This is a genomic window from Streptomyces purpurascens (assembly GCF_045040895.1).
In the GTDB taxonomy this organism is placed as follows: domain Bacteria; phylum Actinomycetota; class Actinomycetes; order Streptomycetales; family Streptomycetaceae; genus Streptomyces; species Streptomyces purpurascens.
The window spans coordinates 1,431,612-1,456,288 of record NZ_CP108341.1; the positions used below are offsets into that span (position 1 = coordinate 1,431,612).

Below are 24,677 nucleotides of genomic sequence, written 5' to 3' on the forward strand. Positions count from 1 at the left end.
GCTTTAAGAGTGTAAGGAGAGACAGATGACCACCTGGACCGTGGGCGACGTCGCCGTCCACCGCATCGACGAGGTGGCCCTGCCGCCCGCCACCGGACCGTGGCTGCTCCCCGACGCCACACCGGACGTCGTCGCGGGGCAGGACTGGCTGCGCCCCCACTTCGCGGACGGCGAGGGTGTCCTGCGCCTCGACAGCCACAGCTTCGCGTTCACCGCCGGCGGGCTGCGTGTCCTGGTGGACACGGGCATCGGCAACGGCAAGCAGCGGGCCAATCCCGCCTGGCACGACCTCGACACCGACTATCTGCGGCGCCTCACCGCCGCCGGATTCCCCCCGGACTCGGTGGACTTGGTGATCCTCACCCATCTGCACGCCGACCACGTCGGCTGGAACACCCGGGAGGTGAACGGCGCATGGGTGCCCACCTTCCCGCACGCCCGCTACCTGACCTCCCGCGTCGAGCGGGAGTTCTGGGCCGGGTACGCCATGGACGAGGCTCGCGCGCAGATGTTCCGCGACTCCGTGCTCCCGGTGGAGGAGGCGGGGCGGCTCGACCTCGTCGAGGTCCCCGCCGCAGGCGTCGAAGTCGCCCCGGGTCTGCGCCTGATCCCGACCCCGGGGCACACCCCCGGCCACCTCGCCGTCGAACTGACCAGTCACGGACGGACGGCGCTGATCACCGGCGACTGCGTCCACCACCCCGTCCAGCTCACCCACCCCGGCATCGGCGCCTGCGTGGACATCGACCCCGGGCAGTCCGAGGCCTCGCGCCGCGGGCTGCTCGACTCGCTCGCCGGTACGGACACCCTTCTCCTGGGCACCCACTTCGCGCCGCCGACCGCCGGTAACGTCGTCGCCCACGAGGGCGCCTACCGGCTCGCACCCGTCCCCGCCGACTCGCCCTGAGCACCCCCACGGAAGGACTTTGCCCATCCTTTACCCTTGGATGGCCACTCGGTTCTGCATGAAAGGTTGTGAGCGTCCGCCCATGGGCGAGCCTCCCCGTGCGCGACACCGCGCGTTCCGCCCCGTCCTGGAGAACCATGGAACGGGGGTGAACCGATGACCGAAGTGCTCCTCCTTCTGGCGGCGATCCTGCTCTCGCTCGCCTGCGGCGCCTTCGTGGCGGCCGAGTTCTCCCTCACCACGGTCGAGCGCGCCGAGCTGGAGCAGGCGGTGGAGCGCGGCGAGCGGGGCGCGCAGGGCGCGCTGAAGGCCGTACGGAGCCTGACGTTCCAGCTGTCCGGGGCGCAGCTCGGCATCACCGTCACGAACCTGGTCGTCGGCATGCTCGCCGAGCCGTCGATCGCCGCGCTGATCGCCGGGCCGCTGGAGGACGTGGGTGTCTCGCGGTCGGCGTCGCACAGCCTCGCGCTGGTGCTCGGCACGGCCGCGTCGACGGTGTTCCTGATGGTGGTCGGCGAACTGGTTCCCAAGAACTGGGCGATCTCCTCGCCGCTGGCCGTCGCCAAGACCGTGGGCAACGCCCAGCGCTGGTTCAGCGCCGCGTTCCGGCCCTTCATCACCCACCTCAACAACACGGCGAACCGGATCGTGCGCCGGATCGGTGTGGAGCCCGCCGAGGAGCTGGCCTCGGCACGCGGACCGCAGGAGCTCGCGGCACTGGCCCGGCACTCCGCCAAGGAGGGCGCCCTGGAGGCCGACACCGCCGAGCTGTTCGTGCGGACGCTGAACCTCGCCGACCTGACCGCCGAGAACGTGATGACGCCCCGGGTGCAGGTCGTCGCCCTGGAGGTGCAGGCGACCCTGGAGGACGTGGCCAACGCGACCCGGGCGACCGGCCTGTCCCGTTTCCCCGTCTTCCGCGGGACCCTCGACTCGGTCGTGGGGACCGCGCACGTCAAGGACGTGCTGGCGGTACCGGCCGAGCGCCGGACCCGGATCTTCGTCTCCGAGCTGATGCGCGAACCGCTGCTGGTCCCGGAGACGCTCACCGTCGACCGGCTCCTGGACCGGCTCTCCGGCAAGCGCACGATGGCCGTCGTGATCGACGAGTACGGCGGTACGGCGGGCGTGGCCACCCTGGAGGACATCGTCGAGGAGGTCGTCGGCGAGGTGCGCGACGAGCACGACCCGCACGAGCTGCCGGACCTCGCCGCGGCCGGCACGGACGAGGCCGGCCACGCCCTGTACTCGGCCGACGGCTCCGCGCGCGTGGACCACCTGGAGCGGGTCGGGCTGCGCGCGCCGGAGGGGCCGTACGAGACGCTCGCCGGGCTGGTGGCGACGGTGCTGGGCCGGATACCGGCCGTCGGTGACACCCTCGAGGTCGCCGGCTGGCGGATGGAGGTCCTGGACGCGGCGGGCCGCCGGGCGGCGCGCGTCCGGCTGCGGGCGCCCCTCGACGACGAGAAGCCCGACGAGAAGGGAGCGGAGCTGTGACCGCGGTACAACTGCTGATCGGTCTGGCGACGCTCGTCGTCAACGCCTTCTTCGTCGGCGCCGAGTTCGCGCTGATCTCAGTGCGCCGCAGCCAGATCGAGCCCTACGCCGACCGGGGCGACCGGCGCGCCAAGAGCGTGCTGTGGGGCCTGGAGCACGTGTCGGCGCTGATGGCCGCCGCGCAGCTCGGCATCACGCTGTGCACGCTGGTGCTGGGTGTGGTGGCCGAACCGGCGATCGCGCACCTGCTGGAGCCGGTGTTCCACGCGGTGGGCGTGCCCGCGGGCGCGGGGCACGCGGTGTCCTTCGTGATCGCGCTGGCCCTGGCCACGTATCTGCACATGCTGCTCGGCGAGATGGTGCCGAAGAACATCGCGCTCGCCGAGCCGGTGCGCAGCGCGCTGGCGCTCGGCCCGCCCCTGGTGGCGCTGTCCCGGGCACTGCGCCCGGTGATCTTCACGGTGAACGCCTTCGCCAACACCCTGCTGAAGCTGCTGCGCGTGGAGGCCAGGGAAGAGGTCGCCGCCTCCTACTCGGACGCCCAGATAGCGCAGATCGTGAAGGACTCCAGCGAGGCCGGCCTCATCGACGACCGCGCCCAGGAGCGGCTGCACGACGCACTGGAGCTGGGCCGCCGCCCGGTGCGCGACGTGGTGCTGCCGCTGGAGAGGGTGGTGTACGCGAGCGTGGGCGTCACTCCGGACGAGCTGGAGCAGTTGACGGCGGATTCCGGGTTCTCCCGCTTCCCGGTGGTGGACGAGGGGCGGCGGATCGTCGGCTATCTGCATGTGAAGGACGCCCTGGACGCCGTGGGGCGCGATGTGCCGTTCCGGCTGCGGGACATGCGGCCCATCGCGCGCGTGCGGGAGCACACACCACTGGACGACGTCCTCACCGCGATGCGGGGAAGCCGTACGCACCTCGCGGCTGTCATCGGGGAGGACGGACGGCTGGCCGGTCTGGTGACCATGGAGGACGTACTGCGGGAGCTGTTCGGCCAGCGGACGTGAGCGGGGCCACCGGCGGCCGACCGACTGCTGGGTATGTGCACGGGATACTATTTCCGTCGCCATGCACACGAACCCCACCCACAGCAGCCTCGTCGCCGTCGGCGACTCCTTCACCGAGGGCATGTCGGACCTGTTGACCGACGGCACCTACCGCGGCTGGGCCGACCTGCTCGCCGCACGGATGGCGGCCGGCACACCCGGCTTCCGCTACGCCAACCTCGCGGTGCGAGGCAAGCTGATCCAGCAGATCGTCGACGAGCAGGTGGACGTGGCGGCGGCCATGGAGCCCGATGTGATCACCCTGGTCGGCGGGCTCAACGACACGCTGCGGCCCAAGTGCGACATGGGCCGGGTGCGCGCCCTCCTGGAGGAGGCGGTGGAGCGGCTGGCCCCGTCGTGCAAGCAGCTCGTGCTGATGCGGAGCCCGGGCCGGCGGGGTCCCGTCCTGGAGCGGTTCCGGCCGCGCATGGAGGAGCTGTTCGCCTGCGTCGACGAGCTCGCCGACCGGCACGACGCGATCGTCGTCGACCTCTACGGCGCCCCCTCGCTCGGCGACCCCCGGCTGTGGGACGTGGACCGGCTGCATCTGACGGCCGAGGGCCACCGCCGGGTCGCCGAGGCCGTGTGGCAGACGCTCGGCTACGAGCCCGAGGACACCGAGTGGCGCACGCCGATGCCGACGACGCTGCCGCCGGGCTGGGTCATGCGCCGCGCGGCGGACGTGCGGTTCGCCCGGCAGTACCTGCTGCCCTGGATCGGCCGCCGTCTGACGGGCCGCTCCTCGGGCGACGGGCTGCCGCCGAAGCGCCCCGAGCTGCTGCCGTACGAGCTGTAGGCCCTCATGGCCACGCGGGTGATCAACGTCAGGGGCCGGCTCCACGACTTCGGCCCCCGGCTGGAGCACGCGCCCTCGGACGTGGTCTACGTCGGCCGCCGCTGGACCCTCGGAGGCTGGGACCTCCCCCGGCACCCGCTGTACAACCCCTTCGCCTACGACACCCCGACGAAGAAGCGGGACGGCACGCGCGCCGAGGTGATGGCGAAATACCGGGCGTATCTGCTGGAGCGGCCGGATCTGCTCGTACTGGTGCCCGAGCTGCGCGGCAGGACGCTGGCCTGCTGGTGTGCGCCTGAGCGGTGCCATGCGGAGGTGCTGGCCGAGCTCGCCGAACTCCTCTCGTAGGTTCCGACGAAAAGGCCGGTGCGCTGGCCTGCACGAATCGCCAGTAGAATCCGTGCACGTGACTTCCGCTCCCGCCAAGCCCCGCATCCCGAACGTCCTCGCCGGACGGTACGCCTCCGCCGAGCTCGCCACGCTCTGGTCCCCCGAGCAGAAGGTGAAGCTGGAGCGGCAGCTCTGGCTCGCCGTGCTGCGCGCCCAGAAGGACCTCGGGATCGAGGTGCCGGACGCGGCGCTCGCCGACTACGAGCGTGTCCTCGACACCGTCGACCTGGCCTCCATCGCCGAGCGTGAGAAGGTCACGCGGCACGACGTGAAGGCGCGGATCGAGGAGTTCAACGACCTCGCCGGGCACGAGCACGTGCACAAGGGCATGACCTCCCGCGACCTCACCGAGAACGTCGAGCAGCTGCAGGTCCGCCTCTCGCTGGAGCTGATGCGCGACCGCGCGGTCGCCGTCCTGGCGCGTCTGGGCAAGCTGGCCGGCGAGTACGGCGAGCTGGTCATGGCCGGCCGCTCGCACAACGTCGCCGCGCAGGCCACCACCCTCGGCAAGCGCTTCGCGACCGCCACCGACGAGCTGCTCGTGGCCTACGGCCGCGTCGAGGAGCTGCTGGGCCGCTACCCGCTGCGCGGCATCAAGGGCCCGGTCGGCACCGCGCAGGACATGCTGGACCTGCTGGGCGGAGACGCCTCGAAGCTCGCGGAGCTGGAGCAGCGGATCGCCACGCACCTGGGCTTCTCGCAGGCGTTCACCTCGGTCGGCCAGGTCTACCCGCGCTCCCTGGACTACGAGGTCGTGACGGCGCTGGTGCAGCTGGCGGCGGCGCCGTCGTCGCTGGCGAAGACGGTCCGGCTGATGGCCGGGCACGAGCTGGTCACCGAGGGCTTCAAGCCGGGCCAGGTCGGCTCCTCGGCGATGCCGCACAAGATGAACACCCGCTCCTGCGAGCGCGTCAACGGCCTGATGGTGATCCTGCGCGGCTACGCCTCGATGACCGGCGAGCTGGCGGGCGACCAGTGGAACGAGGGCGACGTGTCCTGCTCGGTGGTGCGCCGGGTCGCGCTGCCGGACGCGTTCTTCGCGCTGGACGGTCTGCTGGAGACGTTCCTGACGGTGCTCGACGAGTTCGGCGCCTTCCCGGCGGTCGTCGCCCGCGAGCTGGACCGGTACCTGCCGTTCCTCGCCACCACCAAGGTGCTGATGGGTTCCGTGCGCGCGGGCGTGGGCCGGGAGCTCGCGCACGAGGCGATCAAGGAGAACGCCGTCGCCTCCGCGCTCGCGATGCGCGAACAGGGCGCCGAGCGCAACGAGCTGCTCGACAAGCTCGCCGCCGACACGCGCATTCCGCTCGACCGCGCCCAGCTGGACGCGCTGATGGCCGACAAGCTGTCCTTCACCGGTGCCGCGGGCGACCAGGTCGCCACCGTGGTCGCCCGGGTCGAGGAGATCGTGAAGCAGCACCCCCAGGCCGCGGGCTACACGCCCGGCGCGATTCTCTGACGCGCCGCATGGCGCGCTTCACCCCCGAGGAGCTGGAAGCCGCCCGCGACCGTGTCGTGCCCGACGTGGTCGCGGACGGTCTGCGGGTGCTGTTCTGCGGGATCAACCCCGGGCTGATGACGGCCGCGACGGGCCATCACTTCGCCCGCCCCGGCAACCGATTCTGGCCGGTACTGCACCGGTCCGGCTTCACGCCGCGGCTGCTGAAGCCGTCCGAACAGCAGGAGTTGCTGTCGTACGGGCTCGGCATCACCAACGTCGTGGCCCGGCCGACCGCTCGGGCGGACGAGCTGAGCGCCGAGGAGTACCGGGAGGGCGGGCGGCTGCTCGCGCTGAAGGCGGAGCGATTGCGGCCGGACTGGCTGGCGGTGGTGGGCGTGACCGCGTACCGCGCCGCGTTCGACGACCGGAAGGCTCAGGTCGGGCCGCAGTCGCGGACGTTCGGGGACACGCGTGTGTGGGTGCTGCCCAACCCGAGCGGGCTGAACGCGCACTGGACGGTCGAGACCATGGCGGAGGAGTTCGGACGGCTGCGGGAAGCCGCCGGGAGCCGATCCCCTACGGCGGGTCCGACTCCGTGACCAGGGCCAGCAGGTGAACCGCGTCCGCCTCGTCCCGGTCCGCGACCGCCACGGCGACCCAGCGGCCGGAGCCCTCCACCTCCCAGAGGTACGCCACACCGGCGCGTGCGCTGAGGTCGGCCCACGGCCGGGGTATCTCCTCGTGCTCGGTGCGCAGCAGGACCGTCCGCAGGTTGTAGGGGTCGGTGTCGCCCCAGCGCGAGGCGAGAAGCTCGTAGACGGCGTCACGGTCCTTCTCGAACTGGTCGATCGTCACCGCCCGGGTCGCGGGGCCGCCGTAGGGCCCGCTCTCTAACACCGCGACGTGGTAGCCGGGTCCCGAGCTGCCGACGTCCGACGGGCCGTGCTCCGCCGGAAAGGGGCGGTAGCACAGCTCGTCGACGAGGGCGATGTGCTGTGCGATGTTCATGGGTCCAGTAAACCCGCCCCCACCGACACTTGGCGGGGACACTCGGCGGGGCATCGACCCCGTTGTCGGTCAGGCGTCCCGGCGGCGCACGCTCCACGCTCCCGCCAGCAGCGAGGCGGCCGTCCAGAGCGTGGTCACGGCGAGCCCCGACCACGGCCCGAGGGACGCCCCGTCGTACGACTCCCGCAGGACCAACTGCCCCGCCTTGTCGGGCAGGAAGTCCGCGACGCTGCCCGTGGCGTCACCGATCACGAACCCTACGACGAGGATGAACGGGATCAACAGCGACAGTGTGGCCACGCCGCTGCGCAGCACGGCGGCCAGCCCGGCGGCGAACAGGGCCATCAGCATGAGGTAGACGCCGCAGCCCACGACACCCCGCACCTGCTCGCCGGTGCCGAGCCCGTCGGCCGCCGAGCCCAGGCTCGCCCGCGCCACGAGGAGAGCGGCGAGAGCCGTCACCAGCCCCACCAGGAGGGCCGGTACGGCGATGACGGCCGCCTTGGCCGCGAACCACCGGCCGCGCCGGGGAACCGCGGCCAGCGAGAGCCGGAGCGCTCCCGACTGGAACTCCGACGACACGGCCATGGCACCGAAGGCGACAGCCGCGATCTGGCCCGGTATGACACCCGAGAGGGACGTGAACAGCGCGTCGAACCCCGGGTCCGACGTCTCGGAGACACCGGCGATCGCGGAGAACGCCGTGGTCGCGGCGAACAGGGCCAGGAGGGCTCCCGGCAGCGAGCGGAGCGTACGGATCTTCAGCCACTCGGAGCGGATGACGGGCGTGAGTTCCATGGTCAGGCCTCCTGGGGCTGGGCGGTGAACTCGGTCTCGGCGGACGTGAGGTCGAAGTAGGCCTGCTCCAAGGTGCCCTCCTCGGCCGCGAGTTCCAGGACCGGCACACCCGCGGCGGAGGCGACGCGGCCGATGTCGTCCACGCGTGCGTGGTGCACGGTCCAGTGACCGTCCGCGTGCTCCTCGGCCTCGTGGCCGTGCCGGGCCAGGACGCCCCGCAGGGCGGCGGGGTCGCTCGTGCGGATGCGTACGCGCGGCCGCACGCGTGCGTGGATGAAGTCCCGCATCGGGGTGTCGGCCAGCAGCCGGCCCCGGCCGAGGACGACGAGGTGGTCCGCGAAGGACGCGGTCTCGTTCATCAGATGGCTGGAGACCAGGACCGTCCGCCCCTCCCCCGCGAGCCGTCGCAGCAACTGCCGGATCCACACGATGCCTTCGGGATCGAGGCCGTTGGACGGCTCGTCCAGCATGACCACCTCGGGGTCGCCCAGCAGGGCGGCGGCGATGCCGAGCCGCTGGCGCATGCCCAGGGAGTACGTCCGTACGCGGCGCCGGGCCACCGACGCCAGGCCGGTTTCCTCCAGTACCTCGTCGACGCGGCGGTCCGGGATGCGGTTGCTCGCCGCCAGGACACGGAGGTGGTCGCGGGCGGTACGGGAGCCGTGCGCCGCCTGTGCGTCGAGCAGGGCGCCGACGTGGCGCAGGGGTTCGCGCAGGGTCGGGTAGCCGCGTCCGCCGATGGTCGCTGAACCGGCGGTCGGCCGGTCCAGGCCGAGCACCAGCCGCATGGTGGTGGACTTCCCCGCGCCGTTGGGGCCGAGGAAGCCGGTGACGCGGCCGGGCAGCACGCGGAACGTGAGGTCGTCGACGGCGCGCTTGGTGCCGAACTCCTTGGTGAGGGACTGGACGTCGATGCTGGTCATGGCAGCAGCCTGGCCGGTCGTGCGGGGTGCGGGCCTCCCCCGGCGGTGGAGATCGCCTCCCCCGTGCGGGGGAGGTCCGTTGTCAGTGGTGGCTGGCACGATGACGCAATGGTCCGCATGCTGCGCCCCCTCACGCGGGCGGTGACGTACACGCGGTGGCTGCACATGTTGGTGGCCATCGTGTGGTCTTCGCTTTGGCTGTTCATCCAGGAGGCGTTGTGGACCCAGATCACGGCAGCCGTGCTGCTCGGGCTCGCGGGCCTCGTGCCCGTCACGCGGGTCGTGGAGGGGTTTCAGGCCAGGCTGCTGCTGACCGGTCATCGGCAGGACGGCGGTGACAGTGGCGAGATCGTGACCACGCCGTCGGTCACATGGGCCGATCGCGGCCGGACGGTGGTGTGGCTGGAGGCGCGGCTGGTCTTCGGCTGGGTCGTGGCCCACCTCTCCGTCCAGTTGCCCCTCCTCGCGATCGACTTGTCGACGACGGCGTTCGGCACCGAGCCCGCCGGCGATGGGTTCGTGCCCGTCAAGGGGCAGCACTGGTGGCACGCCCTGCTCGCCCCCCTGCCACTGCTGCTGCTCGCCGTGGTCGTGGTGGGGGCGGGCCGGCTCATCACCACGCTGGCCAAGCGGCTCCTCGGACCGTCACCCTCCGAGCGGATGGCGGCGCTGGAGGAACGCACCGAACAACTCCTGGAACGCACGCGCATCGCCCGCGAGTTGCACGACTCCATCGGTCACGCGCTCACGGTCGCCGTCGTACAGGCGGGGGCCGCGCGGGCGGCCGGTGACGCGGCGTTCACCGACCGTGCCCTGGTCGCCATCGAGGAGACCGGCCGGGCCGCCCTGGAGGACCTGGAGCGTGTGCTCGGCATCCTGCGCGAGTCGGAGAAGCCGGTGAGCAGCAGGCCGACGCTCGTGGACGCCGACCGTCTGCTGGAGTCCGCGCGTGCCTCCGGGGCGAAGGTCGACGCCGAGGTGACCGGCCCCGTGGACACCGTGCCGGGGCCGGTGTCCCGGGAGGGCTACCGGATCCTCCAGGAGGCACTGACCAATGTGCTGCGGCACGCGGGGGCGGTCCCGGCACAGGTACGTGTCCAGGTCACCGGCGACACCCTCGTCCTCGCGATACGCAACCCGCTGACCGAGCCGATACCCGGCCCTGCCGGACGCGGCAGCGGCCTGCGCGGCATACGCGAGCGCGCCGCCCTGCTCGGCGGACGGGCCAGAACCGGACCCGACGAAGGTGACTGGCAGGTTCATGTCGAACTACCGTTGAGTTGATCTACGCTGTCCGGATGCCGGTCACCGTTCTCCTCGTCGACGACGAACCCCTCGTACGCGCGGGTCTGCGGGCCGTGCTGGAGGCACAGCCCGACATCGAGGTCGTCGGGGAGGCCGCGGACGGGGCTGCGGTGATCCCGCTCGTGCGGCGGCTGCGGCCCGACGTGGTCGCCATGGACGTGCGCATGCCGCTGCTGGACGGTATCGAGGCCACCCGGGCGCTGCTGCGGACGGTCGACGAGCCGCCGCGGATCCTGGTGGTGACGACCTTCGAGAACGACGAGTACGTGTACGAGGCGCTGCGGGCCGGGGCCGACGGGTTTCTGCTCAAGCGGGCCCGGCCGGCCGAGATCGTGCACGCGGTGCGGCTGATCGCCGAGGGCGAGTCGCTGCTGTTCCCGGCCTCGGTGCGGCAGCTCGCCGCCGAGTACGGCGACGACGGCGGGAACCGCGCGGCGCGGGCGGTGATGGAGCGGGCCCAGCTGACCGAGCGCGAGGCCGAGGTGCTGCGGCTGATGGCACGGGGGTTGTCGAACGCGGAGATCGCCGCCCGGCTGGTCGTCGGGACGGAGACCGTGAAGTCGCATGTCAGTGCCGTGCTGGCGAAGTTGGGGGCGCGGGACCGGACCCAGGCGGTGATCGCCGCGTACGAGTCGGGGTTCGTGGCACCGGGCTGATCGGCGAGGCCGGGTCCGGACCCTCGCCGGGGCGCGCCGCGCCGAGTACGATCCGGCCAACACGCGCACGACCTGGGAGGACGGACGGTGGGGCGGCTGACCGGCGGGGATCCCTCGCTGCTGCGAAGGATCAACTCCGCGGTGGTGCTGCACGCGCTGCGTGCCACGGACTGCGCGACGCTGACCGAGATCACCCGGGTGACGGGGCTGTCCCGGCCGACCGTCGAGGGCGTCGTCGAGGGGCTCATCGAGGCCGGGCTCGTCGTCGAGAAGGCGGCCGAGGAGGGTGCCGCACGGCGGCAGGGGCGCCCGGCGCGGCGGTTCCGGTTCCGGGCGGAGGCCGGGCATCTGCTGGGTGTGGAGGTCGGGGCGCACCGGGTGGCCGCGCTGCTGGCCGACCTGGACGGCCGGGTGATCGGCGCCCAGGCCAAGGACGTGTCCGAGACGGCGGGGGCCGACGAGCGGCTGGAGCGGCTGCGCGGGGCGGTCGCCGAGCTGCTGCGGCGGGCCGGTGTCGCACGGGGCTCGCTGCGGGCCGTGGGCGTGGCGACGCCCGGGATCGTCGAGGCGGACGGCACGGTGCGGCTGGGCACCGCGCTGCCGGGGTGGACGGGGCTGCGGCTGGGCGAGCGGCTGAGCCGGTCCTTCAAGTGCCCGGTGCTGGTCGAGAACGACGCCAACGCGGCCGCCGTCGCCGAGCACTGGAAGGGCGCGGCCACCGAGTCGGACGACGTGGTGTTCGTGCTGGCGGGGCTCAGCCCGGGCGCCGGTGCGCTGATCGGGGGGCGGCTGCACCGGGGCTACGGCGGGGCGGCCGGCGAGATCGGCGCACTGCATCTGCTGGGCCGGGAGGTCACGCCGGAGACCCTGCTCTCCACCACCGACGAACCCCTGCACCCGCTCGACGAGCAGGCCGTCGCCGAGGTCTTCGCACAGGCCCGCGAGGGCGACCAGCGGGCCCGCGCGGCAGTCGACCGCTTCCTCCAGCGCCTGGTCCACGACGTGGCGGCCCTCGTCCTCGCCCTCGACCCGGAACTGGTCGTCATCGGCGGCTGGGCAGCGGGCCTCGACGGCGTCCTGGACCCTCTCCGCCAAGAACTCTCCCGCTACTGCCTGCGCCCCCCACAGGTCGCCCTCTCCCGCCTCGGCGACGCGGCAGTGGCGACCGGGGCCCTGCGCCTGGCCCTGGACCACGTGGAGGAACAACTGTTCAGCGTAGAGGGCACGACTACGGCACGCCGGTGAGACATCGCCCCTCAGGGGCACGGGGAACTGCGCGACCAGCCACGACGCACCCGCAGACCGTGACGGTCAGGAAGCCTGCCGCTGAGGCCCGTCGTGAATCTCCACCCCACCCGAGTCACCGAAAGTCAACCGGCACGTGTCAGCACGATACGTGGCCACCGAGAGCGCAGCCGTACGCCCCGCGACAACGAACCGCGTCGTCACCACGAGAACGGGCGCCCCGGGAAGCCGGTCCAGCTCCTTCGCGTCGTCCGCCCCGGCGGAGCCGAGCTCCACCGCGTTCTCCTGCCGCTCCAGCTCCAGCCGCTGCAGCTCACGCAGCACCGCACGCGCGCGTGCCGCTCCGGACGGCGCGTCGATACCGGAGAGCTCGGGCACCGAGGACCGAGGGATGTACAGCAGCTCGGCGGCCACCGGCCGGCCGTTCGACACACGGGAGCGGCGCACGACATGCACGGCCTCGTCACGGCCGGTCTCCAGCGCCTCGGCGACAGCCGCCGACGGCACCGCCGCCGCGCAGTCGACGGGCTGCCAGGCGTCCTCGGAGCCGCCGGGCCAGGTGTGCGGGCCGGTGCCGAGGGAGACGCCCATGCGCGGCGGGGCGACGGTCGTGCCGACACCGCGGCGGCGCTGCAGCCTGCCTTCCAGTTCGAGCTGCTCCAGGGCCTGGCGGAGCGTGGCACGGGCGACGCCGAAGCGGGCCGCGAGGTCGCGCTCGTTGGGCAGGATCTCCCCCACCGAGAATTCCGAGTCGAGCGCTTCACTGAGCACGGTCTTGAGATGCCAGTACTTCGGTTCCGGCACCGATTCCAGCTGCGTGGTCCCCACCCTGTCCTCCGCAATCGCCGTGGTCGGCGGCTTTTTCGCGCCCTTGTTTTTTAAAGGTTGTTTCACTTCTCTGCGACCATAGGACGGCCCTGATCCTTGGTCAAGACCAATGGCCGGGAACGTTCACGGGGCGTTCATGCGAGGCCTATGGGGCTACGGCGGCACCGGCTACTCGACGGCCAGGGACCGGAGCTTGTCGGGGTTCCGGACGATGTAGACCGCTTGGACCCGCCCGTCGGCGACGTCGACCTGGAAGACGGAGTCGGGCTTGCCGCCGGACAGGACGAGCACGGCCGGGCCGCCGTTGAGTTCCAGGAAACGCACGGCGAAGTCCGGGACGCCCTTCCGCGCGGCGCCGACGAGGAAGCGGCCGACCTTGTCCGCGGTCTGCAGGGCCCGCAGCGGCGCCCGCGCCTTGCCGCCGCTGTCGCCGACGAGACGGACGTCCGGGGCGAGGAGCGCCATCAGTCCTTCCAGGTCGCCCTCGGCCGCGGCGGCGAGGAACCGCTCGGTGAGGTCGCGGCGCTGGGCGGGGTCGACCTCGTAGCGGGGCCGCCGCTCCTCGACGTGCCTGCGGGCCCGCCCGGCCAGTTGGCGTACCGCCGGTTCGCCGCGGTCGAGCATGGCGGCGATGTCGGCGTACGGGAAGCCGAAGGCCTCGCGCAGCACGAACACGGCGCGCTCCAGCGGTGACAGCGACTCCAGCACGACGAGGACGGCGAGGGAGACGGAGTCGGCGAGCACGGCCCGCTCTGCGGTGTCCGGCACGGTGTCGCCGAAGTCGGTGACGTACGGCTCGGGCAGCCATGGGCCCACGTAGGTCTCCCCGCGGGACTTGATCTGGCGCAGCCGGTCGATGGCGAGGCGGGTCGTGATCCGTACGAGGTAGCCGCGCGGTTCGCGCACGTCGCCGCGGTCGCTGCCCGACCAGCGCAGCCAGGCCTCCTGGACCACGTCCTCCGCGTCGGCCACGCGGCCCAGCATGCGGTAGGCGACGCCCAGCAGGACGGGGCGGTGTGCTTCGAAGAGGTCGGTCGCGGTCTCGGTGGTCACGGCTCCATCCCAGCCCACCGGTGCGGCCCTGTCCAGGCGGAATCGCCCGTTCCCGGACAGAATGGCCGACAGGACGCCGGTGATCGCCGGCAGCGATCCCGGAGGTGGCGATGCGGTACGCGGTTCTGGGCACGGGAGACGTCGGGCGCACCCTCGGCGCCCGGCTGGTGGAGCTGGGGCACGAGGTACGGCTCGGCTCCCGCACGAGGGACAACCCGGCCGCCGTGGAGTGGGCCTCCGCCGCGGGCGCAGGGGCGGACGCGGGGACGTTCGCCGAGGCGGCGGCGTTCGGCGAGGTCGTGGTGAACGCGGTCGGCGGGCGGGTCGCGCTCGCGGCGCTGGACGCGGTGAGGCCGGAGGACCTCGACGGGAAGATCCTCGTGGACGTCTCCAACCCGCTGGGGTTCGAGGAGGGCGAGCTGCGGCTGTCCCCCGTCGAGTCGGACAGCGTGGGCGAGCAGATCCAGCGGGCTTTCCCGAACGCGCGCGTGGTGAAGACGCTCAACACCATCAACTGCCGGGTGATGGTGGACCCCGGGCGGGTGCCGGGCGAGCACAACGTGTTCGTCTGCGGGGACGACGCGCGCGCCAAGGAGCAGGTGACGGCCCTCCTCGGGGAGTTCGGCTGGCCTCAGGAGCGGGTGCTCGACCTCGGCGGCATCCGGGCCGCGCGCGCCGTGGAGATGTGGCTGCCGCTGTGGGTCGGCCTGATGCAGAAGTTCGGGCACGCGGACTTCAACCTGGAGCTGCGCCGGGCCCGTTGAGCGGCCCGTGGCCGTGAAGGCGGCGACAACTTGGGGCTACCCGCCGGTAGCAATTGCTGACAAGCTGTCTACAGCGTCCGTCAGCGAGTACAGCCGAGGAGCACCCCATGTCCGCCACCGTCTCCTTCAAAGTCGCCTCCGCGCACGGCGAGCAGAACGTCACCCTGTCCTACACGCGCCGGGGCAGCGGCGCCCCGTTGCTCCTGCTGCACGGCATCGGCCACCACCGGCAGGTGTGGGACCCGGTGCTCCCCGCGCTGGCGGCCGAGCGCGATGTGATCGCCGTCGACCTGCCCGGGTGCGGCGAGTCGCCGGCACTGCCGGGCGGCATGGCGCACGACCTGTCGACGATGAACACCGTCCTCACGGCGCTGTGCGAGACGCTGGAGATCGAGCGGCCGCACGTGGCGGGCAACTCACTGGGCGGTCTGCTGGCCCTGGACCTGGCCCGGGCCCGGCTCGTCCGCTCCGTCACCGCGCTGTCCCCCGCCGGGTTCTGGAACGAGGCCGAGCGCCGCTACGCCTTCGCGGTGCTGATGACGATGCGGCAGATCGCCCGGCGGATGCCGCTGCCCGTCGTCGAACGGCTGGCGCGCCCGGCGATCGGCCGGACGCTGCTGACGAGCACCATCTACGCCCGCCCGGGCCGCCGTTCGCCCGAGGCCGTGATCGCCGAGACGCTGGCCCTGGCCCGGGCCCAGGGCTTCTCCGAGACCCTCCGCTCCGGCCGGACCGTGCAGTTCACCGACGACATCGTGGGCACGCCGGTCACCGTGGCCTGGGGCAGCCGGGACCGGCTCCTCATCCCCCGCCAGGGCGTGCGGGCCAAGGGCGTCATCCCCGGGGCCCGGCTGGTACGGCTGCCGGGCTGCGGCCACGTCCCGATGAACGACGACCCGGCGCTGGTCGCCAGGGTCGTCCTCGACGGCAGCCGCTGACCCGTACCGAGGCCCGCGCGCGGCGGGGAGCCTCTAAGGTCTCCCTTCATGAAGCCACCGCAGAGCGCCCCGGGCACCGGTGCCGCGTCCGCCGCCTGGGAGCTTCTGCTCCCCGCCGCCGCGGCACCGGCACGCACGCGTGGCCGGTCCCTCCAGGCGGCGCTGCGCGAGGCGGTCCGCTCGGGTCGGCTCGCGCCGGGCACGCGGTTGCCCTCCAGCCGGGATCTCGCGGCGGACCTGGGGGTGTCGCGGGGGCTGGTCACGGAGGCGTACGAGCAGCTGACAGCGGAGGGCTATCTGCGCAGCGGCCGGGGCGCCGGGACCTGGGTGGGCGCGGCCGCACGGGCCGCCCGGCCGCGGGCGCACGACCTCGCCCCGCGCTCCCCCGGTGCCCGCGCGGACTTCGTGCCCGGCACGCCGGACCTGTCGCTGTTCCCGCGCTCGGCGTGGGCCGCCGCGCAGCGCGATGTACTGGCGGATCTGCCGCACCAGGACCTGGGGTACCCCGATCCGCGCGGGCTGCCCCGGCTGCGCACCGCGCTGGCCGGACTGCTCGCCCGGCGGCGGGGCGTGGTGGCCGACCCCGAGCGGATCGTGGTGGTCTCCGGGGTCGCCCAGGCGACGACCCTGCTCGGTTTCGCGCTGCACGCGCGGGGGGTGCGTGCCGTCGGGGTGGAGGACCCCGGCAGCCCCCAGCACGACGCGCTGTACGCCTCGGCCGGGGTGACCGCCGTGCCGCTGCCCGTGGACGGCGAGGGGGTCGCCCTGGAGCCGTTGCGGGCGTCGGGCGTACGGGCCGTGGTGACGACTCCGGCCCACCAGTTCCCCACCGGCATCGCCTACTCGGCCGACCGCCGTGCCGGGCTGCTGGACTGGGCACGGGAGGTGGACGGCATCGTCCTGGAGGACGACTACGACGGCGACTTCCGCTACGACCGCGCCCCCGTCGGCGCGCTCCAGGGACTCGACCCGGACCATGTCGCCTACACGGGCTCCGTCAGCAAGTCCCTCGCCCCCGGGCTGCGGCTGGGCTGGCTGCTGGTGCCCGAGTCCTGGGCGGAGGAGATCGTCGAACGCAAGCGCACCATGGACCTCGGGCACCCGGCCCTCGACCAGGCCCTGTTCGCCCGGTTCCTGGAACGCGGCGACTACGACCGCCAGCTGCGCCGCTGCCAGCGCGCCTACCGCGAGCGGCGTGACGCGCTGGTCGCCGCCCTGGACGAGCACTTCCCCGGCTCGGAGGTGTCCGGGATCGCCGCGGGCCTGCATGTGATCGCCACGCTGCCGGAGCGGTACGGCCCCGAGGAGCGGTTCCTCGCGCGCGTGGCGGAGGCCGGGGTGGCGGTGCGCCCGCTGTCGTCCTGCACCCACCCGCGGGCCGGGATCGCCGAGACGAAGAAGGTGCGGCTCGTCCTGGGCTACGCCCATGTGCCGCCCGCCCGGATCGCCGAAGGCGTACGCCTGATGGCGCAGGCCGCCACCGGGTGACTCCGGCGGGTTCCCCCGTGCGTGCCGGTTCCCCCGCCTCTGCGGTCAGTTGTTCACTTGGGGTTCGTGTGTGCGCTGCGGCGTGCCAGTAGTTGTGGCTCTGCACACTGGCCGGATCCCGTCCCTGGAGGCGTATCCATGTCACACCGTCCGTTCCCCGGGCGCCGTAGCGTCCTTCGGGGCTCCCTCGCCGCGTCGGCGGCCCTGTCCCTGCCCACCGCTCTCGGAGCGGCGCCGGCCTTCGCCCGGTCCGGGCGTCCGAAGGCGGGGTGGGGTGTGCAGGCGGGAGACGTGACCTGCGACTCCGGGCTGGTGTGGGTGCGGTCCGACCGGCCCGCCCGGATGATCGTCGAGACGTCGGCGACCGAGTCGTTCCGCAACCCGCGCAGATGGCACGGCCCGTTGCTGGGCCCGGGCACGGACTTCACCGGCACGACCCCGCTGCGCGGACTGCCGTCCGGCGAGCAGATCCACTACCGCGTGCTGCTCGCCGACCCGGACGACCCGCGCCGCACCGGCGAGCCGGTCACCGGCAGCTTCCGCACCGCGTCCGCCAAACGCCGCGACGGGGTGCGGTTCGTCTGGTCCGGCGACCTGGCCGGGCAGGGCTGGGGCATCAACCCGGACCTCGGCGGCTACCGGATCTACGAGGCGATGGGCGCCCTGGACCCGGACTTCTTCCTCTGCAGCGGCGACAACATCTACGCCGACGGCCCGCTCACCGGGACCGTGGCCCTGCCCGGCGGGCGGACCTGGCGGAACATCACCACGGAGGAGAAGGCGAAGGTCGCCGAGACCCTGGCGGAGTTCCGCGGCAACTTCCGCTACAACCTCCTGGACGAGAACCTGCGCGCCTTCAACGCCCGGGTCCCGTCCATCATCCAGTGGGACGACCACGAGGTCACCAACAACTGGTACCCGGGCGAGATCCTCGGCGACACCCGGTACACCGAGAAGAACGTGGACGTGCTCGCCTCCCGTGCCCGCCAGGCGTTCTCGGAGTACTTCCCGATCTCGACGCTGCGCCGCCCCGGCGGCCGGGTCCACCGCGTGCAGCACCACGGCCCGCTGCTGGACGTCTTCGTCCTGGACATGCGCACCTACCGCAACGCCAACTCGACGGACGACCAGCCCACCGACCCGCAGGGCATCCTCGGCCGCGAGCAGCTGGAGTGGCTCAAGCGCGAACTGTCCCGCTCCCGGGCGGTGTGGAAGGTGATCGCCTCCGACATGCCGATCGGTCTGGTCGTCCCGGACACCGGTGACGGCAAGCCGAACATCGAGGCCGTCGCGCAGGGCGACCCCGGCAGGCCGCTGGGCCGCGAGCTGCAGATCGCCGAACTGCTGCGGTTCATCAAGCACCGGCGGATCACGGGCACCGTGTGGCTGACGGCCGACGTGCACTACACCTCGGCGCAGCACTACCTGCCGTCGAAGGCGGCCTTCACCGACTTCGAGCCGTTCTGGGAGTTCGTGTCGGGCCCGCTCAACGCCGGCGCCTTCCCGGCGAACACGCTCGACGGCACCTTCGGTCCGGACCGGGTGTTCATCAAGGCGCCGACGACCGCCAACGTCTCGCCCGCCGACGGCTACCAGTTCTTCGGCGAGGTCGACATCGACGGCGGCAGCGGCGAGCTGACGGTCCGTCTGCGCGAGCAGGACGGCACCGTGCTCTTCACGCAGGTGCTCCAGCCGGGCCGGGTCGGCCAGTAGGTTCCCGTGGTGCTGTCCGGTCCGGTAAGTACGGAGCGCAACGTTTGAAGCGTCGACAAAGGGGGCAGACTGCCCCCTTTACCCGCCAGTCACAAAGAGTTCGCGATCACGCAACACCGTTCCGTCACAGTGGGTGCATGACGCGAAAAATGACTGGAGCGACGCACGAGAAGAACAACTGCCGCCCGGCCACCACGATGCGGCGGTTCACCACGGCGCTCCGCGCCTGGCGGACACGACGCCATGAGAACGCGCCGCCGACGGACCATACCGAGTCCCCGGCACCGGAGCCGGTGCCGGGGGCGAGCACGCTGTGGCGGATGCGGACCACGGTGCAGGACGAACCGGGGTCGCTGGCGGCGCTGTGCACGGCCCTCGCCGGGCACGGCGTCGACATCCTGAGCCTGCAGACGCATCCGCTGGCCGACGGCACGGTGGACGAGTTCCTGCTGCGGGCCCCGGGCGAGCTGCCGGCGTCCGGGATCACCACAGCGGTCCGGACGGCCGGCGGCACCGAGACCTGGATCGAGCGGGCCGACGCCCACGACCTGGTGGACGCGCCGACCCGGGTCCTGGGACTCGCCGCCCGCACCGCCCTGGACGCCGCGGAACTGCCGCTGGCCCTGCGGCAGTTGCTGGGCCGCTGCACGATCCGCTCCCAGCCCGCACCGGCCGGCGGCGACCGGGCGCCCGGCGGCGTGCCGGTGGAGGGCGCCCTCGACGACACCGTGCTGCGCCTGCGCGCCCCGGAAGGCGGGGTGATCACCGTGGAGCGGCCGTACCTGCCGTTCACCCCGACCGAGTTCGCCCGGGCCAGGGCCCTGGTGGAACTGGACGCCCGGCTCGGCCCGCGCGTCCCGCACGGCCGGGACGTACTCACCCTCGCCGAGGGCTCCGACATCACCGTGCGCCGGGCCGACACCCGTGATCTGGAGCCGGCCCGGGCCATGCACGAGCGGTGCTCGGACCGCACGCTGAGGCTTCGCTACCACGGTCCGGTCGGCGATGCCGACCGGTATCTGAACCACCTGCTCAGCCCCCGCTTCGGCCGTACGCTCGCCGTGCAGACCGCGTCGGGGCGGGTGGTCGGGCTCGGGCATCTGCTGTGGGACGGCGACGAGACCGAGGTCGCGCTGATCGTCGAGGACGCGTGGCAGCGTCGGGGTGTCGGCGCCGAGTTGCTGCGCAGGCTGGTGGCGATGGCGGTGGACGCCGGGTGCGCGAGTGTGTATGCCGTGACGCAGGCGTCCAACACGGGCATGGTCGCGGCGATGCGGGGGCTGGGGCTTCCTCTCGACTATCAGGTCGAGGAGGGGACGCTGGTGATCACGGCGCGGCTGGGTGAGCCCGTTGCGTCGCGTGCGGGTGAATTGGGGAGTGCCTCAACGCCGTAGGGATGGCGTCAGTCGGCGAGCGCGGGTGCGCTGTGGCTTGTCGCGCCCACGCGGCGGAGCCGCATATCAGCACAGCCCCGCGCCCCGGGGAGGGACCTGTCCAGGTCCCTCCAGAGGTCCTCCACGTCCTCCAAGCCCACCGACATCCTCAACAGCCGGTCGCTCACCCCGGCGTCGCGTCGGTCGTCCGCGTCCACGATGCGGTGGCTGATGGACGCCGGGTGCTGGATGAGGGTGTCGACGCTGCCGAGGCTGACGGCGGGGGTGATGAGGCGGACGCCGGCGATGACCTCGTGCGGGTCGCCGTGCACCTCGAAGGAGACCATCGCGCCGCCGATGCGCGGGTAGTGCACGCGGGCCACTCGCGGGTCGGCGGCCAGGCGGCGGGCGAGTTCGGCGGCGGTGGCGGAGGCGGCCCGGACCCGTACGGGGAGGGTGGACAGCCCGCGCAGCAGCAGGTAGCCGGCCAGCGGGTGCAGCACTCCGCCCGTGGCGAACCGCACCTGGCGCAGCCTGCCCGCGAACTCCTCGTCGCAGGCGATCACGCCTGCCAGCACGTCCCCGTGTCCGCCGAGGTACTTGGTGGCGCTGTGCAGCACCAGCCGCGCACCCTGCTCGGCGGGGCGCTGGAGGACCGGGGTGGCGAAGGTGTTGTCCACGAGCAGCGGGACCGAGCCGCAGGCGTGTGCGACGGCCCGCAGGTCGACCTCGGCCAGCGTGGGGTTGGCCGGGGACTCCACCATGACCAGCCCGGTGTCCGGGCGCAGCGCGTCGGCGATTCCGGCCGGGTCGGTCCAGGTCACCTCCGAGCCCAGCAGCCCGGCGGTCAGCAGATGGTCGCTGCATCCGTAGAGGGGACGTACGGCCACGACGTGCCGCAGCCCCATCGAGGCGCGTACGAGCAGGGCGGCGCTCAGCGCGGCCATGCCGCTGGCGAACGCGACCGCCGCCTCGGTGCCCTCCAGGCGGGCCAGCGCGGTCTCGAAGCGGGCGACGGTCGGATTGCCCAGCCGCCCGTAGACGGGCGGGCCGTCCGGCTCCGAGCCCGTGGCGGCGAACGCGTCGATCCGGGCCGCCTCGCCGCGGCTGTCGTACGACGGGTAGGTGGTGGACAGGTCGATCGGCGGGGCGTGCAGCCCCTGCCGGGCGAGGTCGTCCCGCCCGGCGTGGACGGCCTCGGTGGCGAGTGCCCTCGGTGCGGTTCCCGTGTTCATGTCCATGTCCATGTCCATGGAGGGAAGAGTGAACACTGACCGGTTCTGCTCGGAAGAATGCCGTGTTACGTTCGGCCGATGGCCGAATCTGTCGTACTGGACCCGGTGGATCTCCACCTTCTGCGGCTGTTGCAGAACGACGCCCGGGCGACGTACCGGGATCTCGCCGCGCAGGTGGGCGTGGCGCCGTCGACCTGTCTGGACCGGGTGACCCGGCTGCGCCGCTCGGGCGTGATCCTCGGGCACCGGCTGGAGCTCGATCCGGCCAAGCTCGGGCGAGGCCTGGAGGCGCTGCTGTCGGTGCAGGTCAGGCCGCACCGACGGGAGCTGGTGGGGCCGTTCGTGGAGCGGATCCGCGCACTGGCGGAGTCGCGGACCGTGTTCCACCTGACCGGCCCGGACGACTACCTCGTCCATGTCGCGGTCGCCGACATGGCCGACCTGCAGCGGCTCGTGCTGGACGAGTTCACCTCGCGGCGGGAGGTGGCGCGCGTGGAGACCCGGCTGATCTTCCAGCAGTGGGAGTGCGGACCGCTGCTGCCGCCTTCGCCCTCGGCTCAATCCGGATGACGTGCGCTTCCCGTCGTACGAGGATGGCCGCATGTCTGAGATCAAGAGCCCGCTGCCCCGTGAGGTCGCCGACGCCTATGTCGACGAACTCGTCGCCCTCGACCCGATCACCGGCACGTTCCTCGGCGTGATGGAGAGTTCGAGCAGGCTGCCCGACACCTCGCCCGCGGGCCAGGAGGCGTCCGCGGAGCTGGCGCGCCGGACGCTGGCCCGGCTGGAGGAGGCCGAGCGGCTGCCCGGCGCGGACAGTGAGATCGAACGCCGCTGCGCGCGGCTGCTGCGCGAGCGGCTCAACGCCGAACTCGCCGTGCACGACGCCGAGGAGAGCCTGCGGTCCGTCAGCAACCTGAGCTCCATCGCCCATGCGGTGCGGCAGGTGTTCACCGTGACGCCGGCGCAGACGGAGGAGGACTGGACGGCGATCGCGGAGCGGCTGCGCGCGGTCCCGGCCGCGCTGGAGGGGTACCGGGAGTCCCTGGCGCTCGGCCTGGAGCGGAAGCTGCACGCCGGGCCCCGCGCCACGGCCACGTTCGTGGAGCAGCTCGGCGAGTGGGCCGACGCGGACGGCGCGGGCCACGGCTGGTTCGAGCAGTTCGCGGCCGCGGGCCCCGAGTCCCTGCGGTCCGAGCTGGACACCGCCGCCCGCTCGGCCACCGAGGCGGTCCTGCGGCTGCGCGACTGGATGCGGGACGTGTACGCGCCGGCGATCGAGGGCGCGCCGGACGTGGTGGGCCGGGAGCGGTACGCGCGCTGGGTGCGCTACTTCAACGGCACGGACCTCGACCTGGACGAGGCGTACGCCTACGGCTGGTCCGAGTACCACCGCCTCCTCGGCGAGATGAAGACCGAGGCCGAGAAGATCCTGCCGGGCGCGGCCACGCCGTGGGTGGCGCTGGCGCACCTGGACGAGAACGGCACGCACATCGAGGGCGTCGACGAGGTCCGCGACTGGCTGCAGTCCCTCATGGACGAGGCGATGGACGCACTCGACGGCACCCACTTCGACCTGGCCGAGCGGGTACGCCGGGTGGAGTCGCGCATCGCCCCTCCGGGCAGCGCCGCGGCCCCGTACTACACACCGCCGTCGGACGACTTCTCGCGGCCTGGCTGCACCTGGCTGCCGACCATGGGCGAGACGCGCTTCCCCCTCTACGACCTGGTGTCGACCTGGTACCACGAGGGCGTCCCCGGCCACCACCTCCAGCTGGCCCAGTGGAAGCACGTGGCGCAGGACCTCTCCCGCTACCAGGCGAGCGTCGGCATGGTGAGCGCCAACGCCGAGGGCTGGGCGCTGTACGCGGAGCGGCTGATGGACGAACTGGGCTTCCTGACGGACCCGGAGCGTCGGCTGGGCTATCTGGACGCGCAGATGATGCGGGCCGTGCGCGTCATCATCGACATCGGCATGCACCTGGAGCTGACGATCCCGGACGACTCCCCCTTCCACCCCGGGGAGCGCTGGACGCCCGAGCTGGCGCAGGAGTTCTTCGGCTCGCACAGCAGCCGCCCCGCGGACTTCGTGGAGAGCGAGCTGACGCGCTATCTGTCCATGCCGGGCCAGGCCATCGGCTACAAGCTCGGCGAGCGGGCCTGGTTGCTCGGCCGCGAGAACGCCCGCGCCCGGCACGGCGACGCCTTCGACCCGAAGGCGTGGCACATGGCGGCTCTCTCGCAGGGCTCGCTGGGCCTGGACGACCTGGTGGACGAGCTGTCCGCCCTCTGATCAGCGCCGGAATCCGCCTTCGGAACTGATGACCTCACCGGTGATCCAGCCCGCCTCGTCCGTCGCGAGCCAGGCGATGAGGCGGGCCGGATCGTCGGGCATGCCCCACCGTCCGGAGGGGAATCCGGCCGCCACGGCCTCGTACGCCTCGCCGTTCAGGTAATCGGTGTCGACAGGACCGGGGTTGACGGTGTTCACCGTGATTCCCTGTTCGACGAGGGTGGTCGACAGGGAGCGGGTGATCGAGGCGAGGGCGCCCTTCTGGAGGGCGTAGGCGATCTCGCCGGGCATACCGCCCGCGATGTCCTGGCCTGACGTCATCATCACGACGCGGCCTCCGGGGCCCGGGGTCCGCAGCCGGGCGTGTGCCTGGACGAGCAGCAGGACCGAGCGGGTGTCCACCGCCCAGTGCGTGTCGAGCATCGCCGTGTCGATCTCGTCCAGAGCGCCGTCGAATCCGCTCTGCGCGTGGTTGGCGACGAGGATGTCGAGCCGCCCGCCGAGGGACTCGGCGGCCCTGCCGATCAGTTCGGCGGGCACGGCCGGGTCAGCCAGGTCACCGGGCCCGGCGACGACCCGCGCTTCGGGGTCACCGAGCGCGCCGCGCACGGATTCCAGGACGTCTTCGGGCCGGTCGGCGCCCCAGGGCAGGCCGGCATCGTGCGGCACATGATGATGCAGATAGACACTCGCCCCATAGGCGGCGAGCCGCCGCGCCACGGCATGCCCGATCCCACCGCGCCGACTGGCCCCGGTCACCAGGGCCGTACGGCCACGCAGGGGCAGGGGGTCACGGCGCAGTTCTTCGGGTTCGGGGTGAGGAAGTCGCGGCATACGGATCATCGTGGCCGGGCTTCTCGATCGACGCACACGATTTTCGCCCCTCTTTCAGGGGCGCGGGGCTGTGCTGATCTGCGGCTCCGCCGCGTGGGCGCGATCGGCCACGAACAACCCGCGCACGCCAACGGCCAAGAACC

24 protein-coding genes are annotated in these 24,677 nt (G+C 72.7%); 17 read left to right on the forward strand and 7 right to left on the reverse strand.

The features are described 5' to 3' along the window. Positions 1-25 precede the first annotated feature (25 nt). The 7 genes from OHU35_RS06500 (at position 26) to mug (ending at position 6,679) form a co-directional block, all read left to right on the forward strand. Complete coding sequence (locus OHU35_RS06500) at positions 26-907, forward strand: MBL fold metallo-hydrolase (protein ID WP_189724449.1); 882 nt, start codon at positions 26-28, stop codon at positions 905-907. A 156-nt stretch (positions 908-1,063) separates the two neighbouring features. Continuing rightward, the gene (locus tag OHU35_RS06505; protein ID WP_189724450.1) at positions 1,064-2,404 is read left to right on the forward strand and encodes a hemolysin family protein; all 1,341 of its coding nucleotides are present in this window, start codon (positions 1,064-1,066) and stop codon (positions 2,402-2,404) included. Continuing rightward, entirely contained in the window at positions 2,401-3,414 is a 1,014-nt protein-coding gene (locus OHU35_RS06510) for a hemolysin family protein (protein ID WP_189724451.1), read from the forward strand. The genes OHU35_RS06505 and OHU35_RS06510 overlap by 4 nt, the downstream gene beginning before the upstream one ends. A gap of 61 nt (positions 3,415-3,475) precedes the next feature. After that, positions 3,476-4,249 carry an SGNH/GDSL hydrolase family protein gene (locus OHU35_RS06515; protein ID WP_405504996.1) on the forward strand — a complete coding sequence of 258 codons (774 nt, stop codon included), beginning with the start codon at positions 3,476-3,478 and terminating at the stop codon, positions 4,247-4,249. A gap of 6 nt (positions 4,250-4,255) precedes the next feature. After that, a complete protein-coding gene (locus OHU35_RS06520; RefSeq protein ID WP_359894972.1) occupies positions 4,256-4,597 on the forward strand; it encodes a DUF4326 domain-containing protein in 342 nt (113 codons plus the stop codon). Positions 4,598-4,655: 58 nt separating this feature from the next. Then, positions 4,656-6,098, forward strand: a complete 1,443-nt coding sequence (gene purB, locus OHU35_RS06525; RefSeq protein ID WP_189724454.1) for an adenylosuccinate lyase — start codon at positions 4,656-4,658, stop codon at positions 6,096-6,098. Between the two features lie 8 nt (positions 6,099-6,106). After that, positions 6,107-6,679, forward strand: coding sequence for a G/U mismatch-specific DNA glycosylase (gene mug, locus OHU35_RS06530; RefSeq protein ID WP_189724455.1), 573 nt, complete (start codon positions 6,107-6,109; stop codon positions 6,677-6,679). Here mug and OHU35_RS06535 read toward each other — a convergent pair. From OHU35_RS06535 to OHU35_RS06545, 3 genes are all read right to left on the reverse strand, one after another. Further along, complete coding sequence (locus OHU35_RS06535) at positions 6,657-7,088, reverse strand: hypothetical protein (protein ID WP_359894970.1); 432 nt, start codon at positions 7,086-7,088, stop codon at positions 6,657-6,659. The genes mug and OHU35_RS06535 overlap by 23 nt on opposite strands. 69 nt (positions 7,089-7,157) lie before the next feature. Then, positions 7,158-7,886 carry an ABC transporter permease gene (locus tag OHU35_RS06540; RefSeq protein ID WP_405504997.1) on the reverse strand — a complete coding sequence of 243 codons (729 nt, stop codon included), beginning with the start codon at positions 7,884-7,886 and terminating at the stop codon, positions 7,158-7,160. A 2-nt stretch (positions 7,887-7,888) separates the two neighbouring features. Then, the gene (locus tag OHU35_RS06545) at positions 7,889-8,809 is read right to left on the reverse strand and encodes an ABC transporter ATP-binding protein (RefSeq protein ID WP_359894966.1); all 921 of its coding nucleotides are present in this window, start codon (positions 8,807-8,809) and stop codon (positions 7,889-7,891) included. Positions 8,810-8,917: 108 nt separating this feature from the next. Between OHU35_RS06545 and OHU35_RS06550 the strand changes: the two genes are divergently transcribed. From OHU35_RS06550 to OHU35_RS06560, 3 genes are all read left to right on the forward strand, one after another. After that, positions 8,918-10,093: a sensor histidine kinase gene (locus tag OHU35_RS06550; RefSeq protein WP_189724459.1), complete on the forward strand. Its 1,176-nt coding sequence runs from the start codon at positions 8,918-8,920 to the stop codon at positions 10,091-10,093. Positions 10,094-10,107: 14 nt separating this feature from the next. After that, a complete protein-coding gene (locus tag OHU35_RS06555) occupies positions 10,108-10,770 on the forward strand; it encodes a response regulator transcription factor (RefSeq protein ID WP_189724460.1) in 663 nt (220 codons plus the stop codon). 87 nt (positions 10,771-10,857) lie between these two features. Further along, entirely contained in the window at positions 10,858-12,015 is a 1,158-nt protein-coding gene (locus OHU35_RS06560; protein WP_405504998.1) for an ROK family transcriptional regulator, read from the forward strand. 66 nt (positions 12,016-12,081) lie between these two features. Here the strand turns inward: OHU35_RS06560 and OHU35_RS06565 are convergent, their stop codons facing one another. Next, a complete protein-coding gene (locus OHU35_RS06565; protein WP_189724462.1) occupies positions 12,082-12,843 on the reverse strand; it encodes a GntR family transcriptional regulator in 762 nt (253 codons plus the stop codon). 168 nt (positions 12,844-13,011) lie between these two features. Then, entirely contained in the window at positions 13,012-13,896 is an 885-nt protein-coding gene (locus OHU35_RS06570; RefSeq protein ID WP_405504999.1) for an RNA polymerase sigma-70 factor, read from the reverse strand. A gap of 110 nt (positions 13,897-14,006) precedes the next feature. Between OHU35_RS06570 and OHU35_RS06575 the strand changes: the two genes are divergently transcribed. The 5 genes from OHU35_RS06575 (at position 14,007) to OHU35_RS06595 (ending at position 20,193) form a co-directional block, all read left to right on the forward strand. Continuing rightward, complete coding sequence (locus OHU35_RS06575; RefSeq protein WP_189724464.1) at positions 14,007-14,660, forward strand: NADPH-dependent F420 reductase; 654 nt, start codon at positions 14,007-14,009, stop codon at positions 14,658-14,660. Between the two features lie 107 nt (positions 14,661-14,767). Beyond that, entirely contained in the window at positions 14,768-15,598 is an 831-nt protein-coding gene (locus OHU35_RS06580) for an alpha/beta fold hydrolase (protein ID WP_189724465.1), read from the forward strand. A gap of 48 nt (positions 15,599-15,646) precedes the next feature. Continuing rightward, the gene (locus OHU35_RS06585; RefSeq protein ID WP_405505000.1) at positions 15,647-17,086 is read left to right on the forward strand and encodes a PLP-dependent aminotransferase family protein; all 1,440 of its coding nucleotides are present in this window, start codon (positions 15,647-15,649) and stop codon (positions 17,084-17,086) included. 138 nt (positions 17,087-17,224) lie between these two features. Next, positions 17,225-18,799: an alkaline phosphatase D family protein gene (locus OHU35_RS06590; RefSeq protein WP_405505001.1), complete on the forward strand. Its 1,575-nt coding sequence runs from the start codon at positions 17,225-17,227 to the stop codon at positions 18,797-18,799. Positions 18,800-18,948: 149 nt separating this feature from the next. Next, complete coding sequence (locus tag OHU35_RS06595; protein WP_405505003.1) at positions 18,949-20,193, forward strand: GNAT family N-acetyltransferase; 1,245 nt, start codon at positions 18,949-18,951, stop codon at positions 20,191-20,193. An 8-nt stretch (positions 20,194-20,201) separates the two neighbouring features. Here OHU35_RS06595 and OHU35_RS06600 read toward each other — a convergent pair whose 3' ends face one another. Further along, entirely contained in the window at positions 20,202-21,425 is a 1,224-nt protein-coding gene (locus OHU35_RS06600) for a trans-sulfuration enzyme family protein (RefSeq protein WP_405505004.1), read from the reverse strand. Positions 21,426-21,485: 60 nt separating this feature from the next. Here OHU35_RS06600 and OHU35_RS06605 point away from each other — a divergent pair, with 60 nt between their 5' ends. Next, a complete protein-coding gene (locus OHU35_RS06605; protein ID WP_189724470.1) occupies positions 21,486-21,977 on the forward strand; it encodes an Lrp/AsnC family transcriptional regulator in 492 nt (163 codons plus the stop codon). A 31-nt stretch (positions 21,978-22,008) separates the two neighbouring features. Next, on the forward strand, positions 22,009-23,700 hold the full coding sequence (locus OHU35_RS06610; protein ID WP_405505005.1) for a DUF885 domain-containing protein: 1,692 nt from the start codon (positions 22,009-22,011) through the stop codon (positions 23,698-23,700). Here the strand turns inward: OHU35_RS06610 and OHU35_RS06615 are convergent, their stop codons facing one another. Then, positions 23,701-24,534 carry an SDR family oxidoreductase gene (locus tag OHU35_RS06615; RefSeq protein WP_405505007.1) on the reverse strand — a complete coding sequence of 278 codons (834 nt, stop codon included), beginning with the start codon at positions 24,532-24,534 and terminating at the stop codon, positions 23,701-23,703. It abuts the gene before it with no gap. Between the last annotated feature and the right edge of the window lie 143 nt (positions 24,535-24,677).

Bases quoted from the DNA above. Each gene is read 5' to 3' on its own strand.
- OHU35_RS06580 (WP_189724465.1), top strand. From the start codon at position 14,768: ATGTCCGCCACCGTCTCCTTCAAAGTCGCCTCCGCGCACGGCGAGCAG.
- OHU35_RS06595 (WP_405505003.1), top strand. From the start codon at position 18,949: ATGACTGGAGCGACGCACGAGAAGAACAACTGCCGCCCGGCCACCACG.
- OHU35_RS06555 (WP_189724460.1), top strand. From the start codon at position 10,108: ATGCCGGTCACCGTTCTCCTCGTCGACGACGAACCCCTCGTACGCGCG.
- OHU35_RS06550 (WP_189724459.1), top strand. From the start codon at position 8,918: ATGGTCCGCATGCTGCGCCCCCTCACGCGGGCGGTGACGTACACGCGG.
- OHU35_RS06535 (WP_359894970.1), bottom strand. From the start codon at position 7,088: ATGAACATCGCACAGCACATCGCCCTCGTCGACGAGCTGTGCTACCGC.
- OHU35_RS06615 (WP_405505007.1), bottom strand. From the start codon at position 24,534: ATGCCGCGACTTCCTCACCCCGAACCCGAAGAACTGCGCCGTGACCCC.
- OHU35_RS06540 (WP_405504997.1), bottom strand. From the start codon at position 7,886: ATGGAACTCACGCCCGTCATCCGCTCCGAGTGGCTGAAGATCCGTACG.
- OHU35_RS06590 (WP_405505001.1), top strand. From the start codon at position 17,225: ATGTCACACCGTCCGTTCCCCGGGCGCCGTAGCGTCCTTCGGGGCTCC.
- OHU35_RS06520 (WP_359894972.1), top strand. From the start codon at position 4,256: ATGGCCACGCGGGTGATCAACGTCAGGGGCCGGCTCCACGACTTCGGC.
- OHU35_RS06600 (WP_405505004.1), bottom strand. From the start codon at position 21,425: ATGGACATGGACATGGACATGAACACGGGAACCGCACCGAGGGCACTC.
- OHU35_RS06515 (WP_405504996.1), top strand. From the start codon at position 3,476: ATGCACACGAACCCCACCCACAGCAGCCTCGTCGCCGTCGGCGACTCC.
- OHU35_RS06575 (WP_189724464.1), top strand. From the start codon at position 14,007: ATGCGGTACGCGGTTCTGGGCACGGGAGACGTCGGGCGCACCCTCGGC.
- mug (WP_189724455.1), top strand. From the start codon at position 6,107: ATGGCGCGCTTCACCCCCGAGGAGCTGGAAGCCGCCCGCGACCGTGTC.
- OHU35_RS06500 (WP_189724449.1), top strand. From the start codon at position 26: ATGACCACCTGGACCGTGGGCGACGTCGCCGTCCACCGCATCGACGAG.
- OHU35_RS06545 (WP_359894966.1), bottom strand. From the start codon at position 8,809: ATGACCAGCATCGACGTCCAGTCCCTCACCAAGGAGTTCGGCACCAAG.
- OHU35_RS06505 (WP_189724450.1), top strand. From the start codon at position 1,064: ATGACCGAAGTGCTCCTCCTTCTGGCGGCGATCCTGCTCTCGCTCGCC.
- OHU35_RS06585 (WP_405505000.1), top strand. From the start codon at position 15,647: ATGAAGCCACCGCAGAGCGCCCCGGGCACCGGTGCCGCGTCCGCCGCC.
- OHU35_RS06605 (WP_189724470.1), top strand. From the start codon at position 21,486: ATGGCCGAATCTGTCGTACTGGACCCGGTGGATCTCCACCTTCTGCGG.
- OHU35_RS06610 (WP_405505005.1), top strand. From the start codon at position 22,009: ATGTCTGAGATCAAGAGCCCGCTGCCCCGTGAGGTCGCCGACGCCTAT.